This is a genomic window from Collinsella sp. AF15-51 (assembly GCF_003462845.1).
Lineage (GTDB): Bacteria > Actinomycetota > Coriobacteriia > Coriobacteriales > Coriobacteriaceae > Collinsella.
This window is the reverse complement of sequence record NZ_QRYG01000008.1, coordinates 20,356-33,322: the sequence shown is the minus strand read 5'-3', so window position 1 is coordinate 33,322 and position 12,967 is coordinate 20,356. Positions and strand designations below refer to the sequence as shown.

Below are 12,967 nucleotides of genomic sequence, written 5' to 3'. Positions count from 1 at the left end.
CTACTCGCCTGCCTTGACGACCATAGAGGCGAAGTCGGCAGCCTTGAGCGAAGCGCCGCCCACAAGGGCGCCGTCAACGTCGGGCTTGGCGACGAGCTCGGCGATGTTGCCGGGCTTAGCGGAACCACCGTACAGGACGCGGATGCCGTTAGCGAGCTCCTCGCCGAACATCTCCTTGAGGGTCTCACGGATAGCGCCGCAGACCTCCTGAGCGTCCTCGGCGGTAGCGGTCTTGCCGGTGCCGATGGCCCAGATGGGCTCGTAGGCGACGACGACCTGCTTGGGGCAGGTGATCTCAAGACCAGCAAGGCCGGCCTTGACCTGGTTCACGACGTGCTCGACATAGGTGCCGGCCTCGCGGACCTCAAGGGACTCGCCGCAGCAGAAGACGGGAACAAGACCGGCGGCAACGAGAGCCTTGGCCTTCTTGTTCTGGTCCTCGTCGGTCTCGTGGAAGTAGTCGCGACGCTCGGAGTGACCGATGATGCAGTAGGTGCAACCAGCGGACTTGAGCATGTCGCAAGAGGACTCACCGGTGAAGGCACCCTTGGCCTCCCAGTACACATTCTGTGCACCGAGGGCGATGGGGGCAGCCTGAATGCGGTCATGAACCGTGGTGATGTCGATAGTCGGAGGGCAGACGAGCACCTCGACGCCAGCCGGAACCTCGGGCAGAGCCTGAGCCAGCTCGTCGGCGAGCTTGGCGGCCTCGGCGACGTCGTTGTTCATCTTCCAGTTACCAGCGATAAGAAGGGTGCGATTAGGCATCGAGAAGCGCCTCCACTCCGGGCAGGGCCTTACCCTCGACGAGCTCCATGGAAGCTCCACCACCGGTGGAGATCCAGCTCATCTTGTCGGCCAGGTTGAACTTGTTGACAGCTGCGACGGAGTCGCCACCGCCGATGATCGAGGTGCAGTCGGCCTCGGCGACAGCCTCGGCGATAGCCTGGGTGCCGTGAGCGAAGTTGTCGAACTCGAAGACGCCCATGGGGCCGTTCCAGAACACGGTCTTGGCACCCTTGACGGCCTCGGCGTAAAGCTCCTCGGTCTTGGGGCCGATGTCCATGCCCTCACGATCGTCGGGGATAGCGTCGGAAGCGACAACCTCGGGGACAGCGTCCTCGCCAAAGTGATCGGCAACGCGGTTGTCGATGGGGAGCAGGATCTTGACGCCCTTCTCCTCGGCCTTCTTGAGCATCTCGCCAGCGCGCTCGACCCAGTCCTCTTCCTTGAGGGACTGACCAACGGACAGGCCCTGAGCCAGGAAGAAAGTGTAGGCCATGCCGCCACCGATGATCAGGGTGTCAGCGGAGTCGATGAGGTGATCGAGAACGCCGATCTTGGAGGAAACCTTGGAACCGCCGACGATGGCGACGAAGGGGCGCTCGGGCTCGGCGAAGATGCCGGTCAGCGTGTCGACCTCCTTCTCGAGCAGGAAGCCAGCGACGGCAGGCAGGTAAGCGGCGGGGCCCACGACGGAACCCTGGGCGCGGTGAGCGGTGCCGAAGGCATCGAGAACGAAGACGTCACCATAGGAAGCGAGCTTCTTGGCGATCTCGGGATCGTTCTTCTTCTCACGCTTATCGAAGCGGACGTTCTCGAGAACGAGAACCTTGCCCGGCTCGACAGCAGCGACAGCCTCGGCAGCCTTCTCGCCGTAGGTGTCGGCGACAAAGGCAACGTCGAGACCAGAGAGCTCGGCGAGCTTCTTGGCGACGGGCTCGAGGGACAGCTCGGGCTGGAAGCCGGTGCCATCGGGACGGCCGAGGTGGCTCATGAGGATGACGCGAGCGTTGTGCTCAACGAGATAGTTGATGGTGGGCAGGGCAGCCTTGATACGGGTGGTGTCGCCAACGACGCCATCCTTGATAGGCACGTTGAAGTCAACGCGGACGAGAACGCGCTTGCCGTCGACATCGATGTCGCGGACGGTCTTCTTGGTAAAGGCCATGTTTGCTTCTACCTTTCGTACGTGTCTGCCTCCCATTACGGCAGACGATTTCCTATAAAAAGGGCGCGACCCTAGGGTGTAAGCCCTATAAGGCCGCGCCCTTCTTTAGACGCTCAACGAGCTATTCGCTAAAAGCTAAATTAAGCAACGAACTTCTCGAAGTACTTGATGGTGCGGACCATCTGAGAGGTGTAAGAGTTCTCGTTGTCGTACCAAGAGGTGACCTGAACGAGGGTCTGGCCGTTGCCGAGGTCAGAGCACATGGTCTGAGTGGCGTCGAAGATGGAGCCGTGGGTCTCGCCGATGATGTCGGTGGAGACGATGTCGTCCTCGTTGTAACCGAAGGTCTCGGAGATGGTGGAAGCGTAGGCCTTCATAGCGGCGTTGACCTCGTCGACGGTGACCTTCTTGTCAACGACAGCGTAGAGGTTGGTGATGGAGCCGGTCGGCGTCGGGACGCGCTGGGCGGCACCGATGAGCTTACCGTTGAGCTCGGGGAGAACCAGGCCGATAGCCTTGGCAGCACCGGTGGTGTTGGGGACGATGTTGACGGCGCAGGCGCGGCTACGACGCTTGTTGCCCTTGCGCTGCGGGCCGTCGAGCGGCATCTGGTCGCCGGTCCAGGCGTGAATGGTGGTCATGATGCCGGACACGATGGGAGCGAAGTCGTTCAGACCCTTGGCCATCGGGGCGAGGCAGTTGGTGGTGCAGGAAGCAGCGGAGATGATGTTGTCCTCAGCGGTCAGCGTCTCGTGGTTGACGTTGTACACGATGGTGGGCAGATCGCTGCCGGCCGGAGCGGAGATGACGACCTTCTTGGCGCCAGCGTTGATGTGGGCCTGAGCCTTAGCCTTGCTGGTGTAGAAGCCGGTGCACTCGAGAACGACGTCGACGTCGAGGTCGCCCCAAGGCAGGTTGTTGGCGTCGGCCTCCTTGTAGATCTTGATCTCCTTGCCGTCAACGGTGATGGAATCCTCGCCAGCAACGACCTCGTGATCGCGAGCGTAGTTGCCCTGCGTGGAGTCGTACTTCAGCAGGTAAGCGAGCATATCGGGAGAGGTGAGGTCGTTGATAGCGACGATCTCGGAGCCCTCATGACCGAACATCTGACGGAAAGCCAGACGACCGATGCGACCGAAGCCGTTAATAGCAACCTTTACTGCCATTGTGTCTCCTTTCGTAAGGCCCCCGCAAGCTACAGCGCCCGCCGTTGAGGCCCACAAACTAACCACTCGCCTAATATACCTTTTTTTTGACTTGAATTTCACGAGAATGCTCGAAATTGAAAATCAAATTTACGTTAAAACGTTTTAAAGAATAAAATAGCAGCTAAATCCGTATATAAGTCGATACTTTAAACTACCCGTTTGCTTCAATGAGCTTTTCAAGCCTCAAAACTCGATGGTAGAGGGCCGACTTCGACAAGGGAGGGTCAGCCATCTCCCCTAAATCACGCAGCGACAGATCGGGATAGCGCTCGCGCAGGTCGCAAAAGACCGCCAAGGCATCCGGAAGCGCATCGCGAAGGCCGCGCTGCTCGAGCTCATCGATAAGCGCAAGCTGATGTTGGGCAGCACCGGCGCTTCTGGTCTGGTTGGCGAGCTCGGCGTTCACGCGACGGTTCACATCGTTCTTAACCAACTTGACCGCGCGCGCCTCCTCAATCTCGGCAACGCTGCGCTTGGCACCAATCAGCTTTAATAAATGCTCGATTTCCTCGGCGCTCTTAATGTACACGGCATATGACCCCCGCCGCGCATTAACACGAGCATGGACCCCAATCTGCCCCAACAGGTCGCAAAGCCCCTTGGCATATTGCTCGCCCTGCACCGCGATCTCCAAATGAAAATCGCCGCGTGGATCGGCCACGAAGCCGCCCGCGATGAGCGCGCCGCGGATGTAGGCAAGCCTGCAGCAGGGACGGGCAACGATGTGTCGGGGAACACCAGCAACGAGCCCTCCCCTGCGGTCTAGAATGCCCAGCAGCACCAGAGCCTTGTCCAGGTCGGGTTGATCGGGCAGGGTAATGAGATAGTTACGGACCTTATGCAAGACCGATTTACGAACGGTGAATTCCGTTTTGAGCTTAAGGATGCGATGCGTCAGCGTGATCATCGTGCGCGCGACGGCTCCCGTCTCGGTCGCGACCGTCAAACGATACCGCCCGGAGCCGGCCAACGAAAGCGTACCGCTCACACGCGTCAGGGCGGCAAGCGTCGACAAATCGCAGTATTCACATTCGGGTTCGCAGCGCGCAAGCTCGTCGCGCACCTCAGCGGTAAACGACATGCAGGCCTATGCCTTCGTGTTGGCGCGCGACAGGTCGCGGTGGGAGATGCTCACGTGATACTGGGCGCCTTCCAGGTAACGGGCCGTGGCCTCGGCAATGGCGACGCTACGGTGCTGTCCGCCCGTGCAGCCGATGGCGATAGAAAGCTGCGGCTTGCCCTCCGCGATATAGCCGGGCATAACCGTATCGAGCAGCTGCGTCCAGGCCTTCCAGAACTCCTGGGTCTTGGGATGGTCCAGAACAAAGTCGGAGACTTTCTTATCGAGACCGGTCATGGTGCGCATCTCGGGATCGTAGAACGGATTGGGCAGGAAGCGAACGTCGATCATAATGTCCGCCTCGACGGGCATACCGTGCTTAAAGCCAAACGAGAACACGTGAACGTCCATGAGCTGCTGGTCGGACAACTCGGAGAACGCCATGCGCAATTTATTGCGCAGGGCAGAGGTGCGCAGACGGCTCGTGTCGATGATCATATCGGCTCGATCGCGCACACCCCGCAGCTGCAGACGCTCCCGCTGAATCGCATCGGCCGTAGTCTCCCCCGGCTTGGCAATGGGATGGCGGCGGCGGTTTTCGCTGTAGCGACGGATCAGCACCTCGTCAGAGGCCTCGAGAAAAACGATGTCGCAGCTCATCTCGCGCTCCTCGAGTGCGGCAACGGCATCGAGCAGCTCATCGAACAAGCCCTGGCTGCGCAGGTCGCAGGTGACGGCAAGGTGCCTACCCACGCCCGTATTGATGCCAACGAGCTCGGCAAGCTGGGCAATCAGACGCGGAGGCAGGTTATCAATGCAAAAATAGCCCATATCCTCGAACACGTGCATGGCCTGTGTGCGGCCCGATCCGGACATTCCGGTGATGATGACGATATCGGGGATACGCTCCGAGCGCTCCGCCGCATCCATGGCATCTCCCTTTTGCATGTGCTGCCTCCTAAAAACAAGCGCGGGACCCAGCAACCCGGATCCCGCGCGGTCAATTGCTTTTAATGAGTATACCGCCCTGAGCGGATACGAGGTCCGTCTTACGCCTCAAGCGCGGCTTTGAACCAACTCGTAATACTCGTGGGGTGCGTAATGGCGGTGCCCACGACAACGGCCCAGGCGCCCGCATCAATTGCGGCGCGGGCCTCCTCGGGCGTGTGCACGCGGCCCTCGCAGATAATGGGAAGGCCGGGAAACTCCTCGGTCGCCTGGCGCAGGAGCGGCAGATCGGGACCGTCGGCCATGGTGCAATCGATGGCGGCGACACCATGAGAAAGCGTAGTGGACACCAGGTCGAAGCCCATATCGACAGCACGACGAATATCCTCGATGGTGGCACAGTCGGCCATCAGGAGCACGCCCTCCTCGTGCAGCGGACGGAAGGTGTCCTCGATGGTCTTGCCATCGGGACGTGGGCGATCAGTGGCATCAATTGCCACGATGTCGGCACCGGCGGCAACGCAGGCGCGAGCATGACGCAGCGTCGGCGTGATGTAGACGCCCTCGTGTCCATCCTTCCACAAGCCGATGACGGGGACCTCGCAGCGTCCCTTAATGGCGGCGATGTCGGCAAGACCCTGGCAGCGAATAGCGGCGGCGCCGCCAAGCTCGCAGGCGCGAGACATCTGAGCCATGGTTTCGGGCGTACGAAGCGGCTCGCCCATATAGGCCTGAACGCTCACGACGAGCTTTCCCTTCAGGGATTGAATCAAAGGATCAACGGTCATGTGCGACTCAACCTTTCTCAAAACAGCCTTCTGAGACACCGCACCTTGACGTTCAAACCGTCGCTCGCGTACCGAAGTACGCTTCGCTCCTCTTTCACGTCAATCTGCGGCACCTCAGAAGGCGCACTTGGTAGTTATGTTTACTTCAACGACGCAAGAAGGTGTTCGGCGGCACCGATAAGCGGCGCGTCGCCCTCCAGAGAACCGATGAGGATCGGCGTGTCCTGAAGCGGGTCGAGCGCCTGGCTGGCATAGCCCTCGTGCACCGAGTCCTTCCACGTCTGCGAGCGCCAATCGGGACCCTGGTGAATCACACCGCCCGAAAGCACGATGACCTCCGGGTCAAGGATATTGGCGAGCGAGCCCAAGCTGGCGCCCAGCGCAAAGCCAGCGTCATGGATGACCTCGGTTGCCTTTGCGTCGCCCGCGCGGCACAGGTCGTTCACATCGCGACCGACCGAAGGACGGCTGGGGTCGACGCGACCAAAGCGCTCATCGTACATACGACCAATGGAAGTGCCCGAAGCGACAGACTCAAGATGGCCGGAACGCCCGCAGGCGCAGGGAATGCCGGCGGCAGCCGAGCACTCGATGTGGCCCATATGGCCAGCAGCACCATGGAAGCCCTGCATTACGCGGCCGTTCTCGACATATGCGCCGCCGATGCCCGTACCGATGCCAAGACACAAGACGGAGAACTTGCCCTTGCCGACGCCCCAGTGGGCCTCGCCCAGAGCATGAGCCTGCACGTCGCCTACAACGGCAACGGGAAGACCGAGATCCTCGCGCAGACGCGGCCCCAACTGAACGCCGGACCAGCCGGGCATGATCTCATTGGCGTACGCGATGGCGCCCGTCTTGGGATCGACGACGCCGGCGGCACCGATACCGACGCCAAGGACCTCGACATCGGGATTCGCCTCGAGAGCAGCCTTGATGGACGCCTCGATACGCTGGAAGACGGCCTCGCCGCCCTCTTGGGCCTCTGTGGGAACCTCGGCCTCAAAAACGGGATGGGGCACACTACCGTCAGCCGGGTACTCCATGATGGCAGTCGCAATCTTAGTTCCGCCGATATCGACAGAGCAGACGTACTTGTTCTCCATGTCGCTCTCCTTCGGAGATAAAAACAACTACAGGAAATGAGGGCAGAATTATCGCCACAGGTTGATAAAGGTTTCCCAGGTGCCCGAGGTTGGGGTGAAAGTGGTCGGGCGTTGACCTAATGGGTCACGCCCGACCACTTGAGCCCCAAGATCGGGTGCCTGGGGAAGCTTTACAGGAGACCGTTGTCCTGGAGGACCTTCTTAATAGCCTCGACGTTCTCGCCGGTCATGGCCTTCACCGGGCGCGGCATGGTCGGGCTGTCGAAGATGCCCATGAGGTTCATAGCGGTCTTGAAGGCGCCGACGCCACCGGCATAGCCCTGGACGCCCGAGGTGACATCCCAGATGTGCGAAATCTCATTGAGGCGATCCTGCTCGGCCTTGACGGTAGCCCAGTCGCCGGCCTGAGCGGCCTTCCACTGACGAACGTAGCCCTCGGGCTCAACGTTAGCGAGACCCGGGACGGAACCGTCGGCGCCACCGAGGTAAGCGCCGTCGACAACAACCTCGTGACCGGTGAGGATGCTCATCGGATGGCCGTTCTTCTCGTTCTCCTGAACGAGATAGCGGAACGAGACGTCATCACCCGAGGAATCCTTGACGCCAGCAAGGACGCCCTCGGCACCGAGCTTGGCAAGGAGCTTCCAGGGGAGCTTGGTGTGAACGCAGACGGGAATGTCATAGGCGAAGATGGGCAGGTCAAGCTCCTCGTGCAGGATGCGGAAGTGCTCCTCGACCTCGGTCATGCCCTGCAGGGCATAGAACGGACAGGTGGCGACGAGCGCATCGGCGCCCAGCTCCTGAGCGACCTTACCGTGCTCGATCATGCGCTCGGTCTCGGTGTCGATGATGCCGACCAGAACGGGAACGCGGTGGTCGACGATGCGTACTGCCTCGGCGATGATCTGACGGCGACGCTCGTCGGTGGAGAAGACGACCTCACCCGAAGAGCCCAGGAAGAACAGACCATCGACGCCGGCATCGATCATGCGGTTGATGCTGCGCTCAAAGGAGGCAACATCAAGCTGGTGATCTTCGGTATCGGGAACAACGACGGGAGGGATAACGCCGGTGAATTTCTGAGTTGCCACAAGAATCTCCTTAGTTGTCTGGCGGGCGGCCCTATGCCACCCACTCTTGCTGGCAGTGTCCAGGCCGTCTAGGCCAAAGAACACGAGTAGAACGTTTGGTTAAAGAAGTCGACGACTTCGTTTTCGAACGCATTGATGCGCTCATGAGCGTATTTGGCATAGATGATATGCCTCCGGTCACACTCAAGACCGTTGAATACGGCAAACTGGCCCTTGGGATCGCTCACGGTATCCATAAGCGATGTGCCCATGAGCACCGATCCGTGCACCCGAGACGACAGCGCCTCGAGGCCGCCAGGAAGCGGATTGGCAACCGCCGTGCAGGCGAGGCCCCGCTCGTCCAGAGCAGAAACCGCCAGCGCGACTCCGCCGCCAAGACCCTCGCCCCATGCAAAGATGCGGTCGGGGTCCATGCCATCAAGATTGCGCGCCACCTTCGCCATCGCGCAACCCCAACGGACGCGCTTGACAAAAGCGGGCGAAGCAATCCCCCGCTGCAGGTCGTCCGCACCAGCGACATCGTCATCCAGCGCGAGGACGGCATACCCCATGGCGGCAAATCTCGTCATGTGATGCCAGCCGCGCACAGGCCGATCGATGTCGTGGAACATCAGGCACAGCGGCACGCGCATAGATACTCGGGCACGACCAACAGGCTCAATCAAGCGAGCGTGGACCGCATCGTCACCGAGCTCAAAGGAAACCTCCGAGTAACGAGCGCAGGGGTTAACAAAGTCAATCGCCGTAATGGCCAGGCCTTGAATCTCAAGATTCGAAGCGCATGTCTCTAAATCAGAAACATCTGGTTGGACATCGCCGTGCCAGTCCCGATATTCTGCAAGCCTTGATGAAACCGTTCCAGGAATTCCCACGAGCCCGGGGACTATCAGCTCGTCAACATTGCTCTCGCACTTAGACATGAGCCTCCCCTCCCTCACAGAAAAACGGAATGATCAGATCGTCAAAATCCTGAATCTCCTCGTGGCCAAAGCCCTCAAAGAACTCATGACGCTTATCGCAGGACAGGTTGTTGTACACCGCAAACTGCGTTGCCGGCGGACAGACGATATCAGCCGTGCCCGTGCCAAACAGCACGGGGCACTTGACCATGGGGGCAAAATTCTTGGAATCGAAGTACGCCAGCTTGGCATAGGCTTCCTCGATACGAGTCGAGTCCTCGTCAAACCAACGCGACCAATAGCGCAGACCCTCGTAGGCAATATCGTCGGCGTCCAGATCCCAAACCAGGCGGAAGTCCGATAAGAAGGGATAGAGGATGGCCGCGTGGTCAACCAAATCACTATTGAGCGCACAGGTCGCAATGCCCAAACCGCCTCCCTGCGACGCGCCGTTCACAAATACGTGGGCAAGATCGATGCCCTCAAGCTCGCGAACGATGCGGCACAGGATGCGAATATCTTGGTGCAAGCGGACATAGTAGAGGTTGGCCGGGTCGCCGTCGATACCGGCGACGATATGGCCCGCGACCGTTGTGCCCTCAAATCCACCAATGTCCTCGGAGGGACCTCCTTGACCGGGGCAGTCGAGGGCGATGAGCGCCATGCCCATGCCCGCAAACGACGCCTGCTCAAACCAGCTGCGGCTTGCACCCGGATATCCATGGAACTGAAGTACCAACGGCACGGGCTCATCCGAGACGGGTTTAAGGTACTTGGCATGCAGGCGAGCGCCACACATGCCGGTATACCAGAGGTCGAAAAGCTGGCAGGTCACGGCATCGGTGACCGATGCCGTCTCGATCGCATAGTCAAGCCCGACGGCGTCGGCCTCGGCCATGCGGTCCTTCCAAAAGAGATCGAAATCCGATGGACGGGGCATAGCGCCTCGATATTCACCAAATTGCTGTTGTAGCTCCTGAGCACTTGGCATGGCTCGTGAACCCAACCTTTCGAAATCGCAACGGAGGTGCGCCCGGCAAGGGAACCGGGCGCACGGGAGGGAAAGCGAGACTACTCGCCGAGCTTGGGATGCAGCAGCGACGGCGCAGCGCCGAGCAGCATCTTGGTGTAGGGGTCCTGGGGGTGCTGGAAGACCTGCTTGGCCTCGCCCTGCTCGACGATCTTGCCGCCATTCATAACGATGATGTCGTCAGAGATATAGCGGACCGTCTGGATGTCATGGCTGATGAACACCATGGCCAGGCCGAGCTCCTTCTTAAGGTCGGTCAGCAGGTTCAGAATCTGCGCGCGGACCGAAACGTCCAGAGCCGAGGTGGGCTCGTCGGCGATGATGGCATCGGGGTTCAGCGACAGGGCACGGGCAATTGCGACGCGCTGGCGCTGGCCGCCCGAAAGCTGGCCGGGAAGAACCTCGGCGGCGGAGCTGGGCAGACCGGTGAGCTCCAGGAGTTCCTTGACGCGCTTCTCCTGCTCGGCCTCGGTACCCAGGTTGTGGACGCGCATGGGGTCGAGCAGCTGCTCGCGAACGACCATGCGGGGGTTGAGCGCCGTGGCCGGGTTCTGGAACACGACCGAGATGACGCGACCCATGTGGCGACGGTCCTCGGCGGTACGCTTGGTAACGTCCTTGCCCTTAAAGTAGACCTTGCCGCTCGTGGGGGCCTGCAGGCCGCACATGACGTTGGCGGTGGTGGACTTTCCGCAACCGGACTCGCCGACGATGCCGATCGTCTGACCGGGCATGAGCTTAATCGTTACACCCTGGACGGCGTGAACCAGGTTGGGGTGCAGAATCGAGCCGGTACGGGTCCTAAAGGTGACGTGGACGTCATCAAGGAAGATGATCGGCTCGACGCCGTTGACTGCGGTCTCGCTCATCTACATCACCTCCGCGTGAGGGGTCAAACCATTTGCCTTGAGCACCTCGTCGGGGAGCTCGGAATAGAAGTGCTCGGTGCCGGGCACGCGCTTGAAGACCGGACGGGTGTCCAGGCCAATACGCGGATGGCTCGAGCGGGGCGCGAAGCGATCGCCCTTGGGGAAATCGCGCGGGCTCGGAACGGCGCCGGGTACCTGGTGAAGGCGGCCCGAACCGCTCTCGATGGACAGAACGGAACCCAGAAGACCGCGGGTGTACTCGTGAATCGGGTTGGTGAGCAGCTCCTTGGTGGGTGCCTGCTCGATAACCTGACCGGCATACATAACCGTGATGTTATGGGCGACCTCGGCGACCAGCGCCAGGTCATGCGAGACGAAGATCATGGCAAAGCCGAGCTTGGCCTGAAGGTCGTTGAGCAGCTTGATGACCTGCTTCTGGACGGTAACGTCCAGAGCGGTCGTGGGCTCGTCGCAGATGACCAGCTTGGGGTCGCGGGTAAGGGCCATAGCGATCAGAACACGCTGACGCTGGCCACCGGAAAGCTCATGCGGGTAGCTCTCGAGCGTACGCTTGGGGTCGAGGCCCACGAGCTCCAGGAGTTCCTCGGCGCTGCGGGTGCCGCCGCGCTTGGTGAGCTGCTTCATCTGGGCAGAGATGAGCATGGAGGGGTTGAGCGAGGACAGGGCGTCCTGATAGACCATAGCGATATCGGTACCGCGCAGGCCGAACCACTCCTTCTTGCTCATCTTGAGCAGGTCGCGGCCCTCCCAGAGGACCTCGCCGGAAAGGTGCTCGTCATCGTCGGTCAGGCCCATGATGGCCAGCGTGGTGATGGACTTGCCGCAACCGGACTCGCCCACCAGGCCCATGGTCTGACCAGGACGGACGTCAAAGTTGACATGGTCGACGACGTTGATATCGCCGTGGTGCTCAAACTGAATGCAGAAGTCACGGACCGAGAGAATCGGTTCGACAGACTCGTCAGGCACATGGCGATCGTCACGCTTGAGCTCGACATCGCGCAGGGCGCCAAGGCGAGCGGAGAGGGACTGGGCCTGCTCCTTGTAGGCGCGAACGGGGTCGGAGACCAGCAGGTCGGCCTCGCGACGCTTGGAGGAATCGGTCGGATCCAGGGCGGCGGAGGGAGCAGCGGCCATGGCGTCGGTAATGCCCTCGGAGAGGATGTTGAGCGCCAGGCAGGTGATCATGATGGCCAGGCCCGGGAACAGTGCCTGCCACCAACGGCCGGCGAGCACGCCGCCGCGGGCGTCGGCGAGGATGTTGCCCCAGGTAGCTGTGGGCTCCTGGATACCAGCGCCGATGAAGGTCAGCGAGGCCTCGAAGATGATGGCGTCGGCGACCAGGGTAACGGTGAAGACCATGATCGGGGCGATGCAGTTACGCAGAACATGCTTGATCAAAATCCACGGAGCCTTGGCGCCGGAAACGATGACCGCGCGGACATAGTCCTCGCCGTACTCGGACACGATGTTGGCGCGCACGATACGGGCAATCTGCGGAGTGTACATAAAGCCGATGGCGAAAATGATCGACGGCACGGAGTTGCCCAGGATGGAGACGAAGACGGCCGCGAGGGCGATACCCGGGATGGACATGATGATGTCCAGGATACGCATGATCGTCTCGGAAACGGCCTTGCGCGAAACCGCCGCGAGGGCGCCCACGACCGAGCCGCAGACCAGAGCCATGGCAGTGGCGCCAAAGCCGATAATCAGCGAGTAACGACCACCGTAGAGCATGCGCGACAGAATGTCGCGACCCTTATCGTCGGTACCGAAGATAAATCCGTTGCCGGGAGCCTGGCGAGCCGTAAAGATCTCGACCGGGCTATAGGGGGCAAGAAGGGGCGCCAGAATCGCGGTCAGGGCGACCAGCGCCAGCACGACGGCGGCAATCTTAGAAGACAGCGTCATCTTCTTCCAGCCACCGAGCTTGAGCCCCTTGGAGGCAGCCTTCTCGAGCTGCTCGGTTTGCTTCTCTCGAATCTTTACCATA

Annotated in this window: 12 protein-coding genes; all 12 read right to left on the bottom strand. The window is 60.8% G+C overall.

Annotation, left to right across the window (positions count from 1 at the left end):
- Positions 1-768: a triose-phosphate isomerase gene (gene tpiA, locus DWW51_RS05305; RefSeq protein WP_022094882.1), complete on the bottom strand. Its 768-nt coding sequence runs from the start codon at positions 766-768 to the stop codon at positions 1-3.
- Positions 761-1,951 (bottom strand): phosphoglycerate kinase, encoded by a 1,191-nt coding sequence (gene pgk, locus DWW51_RS05300; protein WP_022094881.1) that lies wholly within the window; start codon positions 1,949-1,951, stop codon positions 761-763. The genes tpiA and pgk overlap by 8 nt, the downstream gene beginning before the upstream one ends.
- Positions 1,952-2,091: 140 nt before the next feature.
- Positions 2,092-3,117, bottom strand: a complete 1,026-nt coding sequence (gene gap / locus DWW51_RS05295) for a type I glyceraldehyde-3-phosphate dehydrogenase (protein ID WP_099431436.1) — start codon at positions 3,115-3,117, stop codon at positions 2,092-2,094.
- A gap of 193 nt (positions 3,118-3,310) precedes the next feature.
- Entirely contained in the window at positions 3,311-4,240 is a 930-nt protein-coding gene (gene whiA / locus DWW51_RS05290; protein WP_117759549.1) for a DNA-binding protein WhiA, read from the bottom strand.
- Positions 4,241-4,246: 6 nt separating this feature from the next.
- Positions 4,247-5,167, bottom strand: coding sequence for an RNase adapter RapZ (rapZ, locus tag DWW51_RS05285; protein ID WP_117638000.1), 921 nt, complete (start codon positions 5,165-5,167; stop codon positions 4,247-4,249).
- Positions 5,168-5,268: 101 nt separating this feature from the next.
- Positions 5,269-5,955, bottom strand: a complete 687-nt coding sequence (locus tag DWW51_RS05280; RefSeq protein ID WP_117773757.1) for an N-acetylmannosamine-6-phosphate 2-epimerase — start codon at positions 5,953-5,955, stop codon at positions 5,269-5,271.
- Between the two features lie 140 nt (positions 5,956-6,095).
- Positions 6,096-7,061 (bottom strand): ROK family protein, encoded by a 966-nt coding sequence (locus DWW51_RS05275; protein ID WP_022094876.1) that lies wholly within the window; start codon positions 7,059-7,061, stop codon positions 6,096-6,098.
- Positions 7,062-7,231: 170 nt separating this feature from the next.
- Complete coding sequence (locus DWW51_RS05270) at positions 7,232-8,152, bottom strand: dihydrodipicolinate synthase family protein (RefSeq protein ID WP_117773756.1); 921 nt, start codon at positions 8,150-8,152, stop codon at positions 7,232-7,234.
- 68 nt (positions 8,153-8,220) lie between these two features.
- On the bottom strand, positions 8,221-9,072 hold the full coding sequence (locus DWW51_RS05265) for an acetylxylan esterase (RefSeq protein WP_117773755.1): 852 nt from the start codon (positions 9,070-9,072) through the stop codon (positions 8,221-8,223).
- Entirely contained in the window at positions 9,065-10,042 is a 978-nt protein-coding gene (locus DWW51_RS05260; protein ID WP_117773754.1) for an acetylxylan esterase, read from the bottom strand. Before DWW51_RS05260 ends, DWW51_RS05265 begins: the two co-directional genes overlap by 8 nt.
- 80 nt (positions 10,043-10,122) lie before the next feature.
- The gene (locus DWW51_RS05255; RefSeq protein WP_006236159.1) at positions 10,123-10,950 is read right to left on the bottom strand and encodes an ABC transporter ATP-binding protein; all 828 of its coding nucleotides are present in this window, start codon (positions 10,948-10,950) and stop codon (positions 10,123-10,125) included.
- A complete protein-coding gene (locus DWW51_RS05250) occupies positions 10,951-12,966 on the bottom strand; it encodes a dipeptide/oligopeptide/nickel ABC transporter permease/ATP-binding protein (RefSeq protein WP_117735806.1) in 2,016 nt (671 codons plus the stop codon).
- Between the last annotated feature and the right edge of the window lies 1 nt (position 12,967).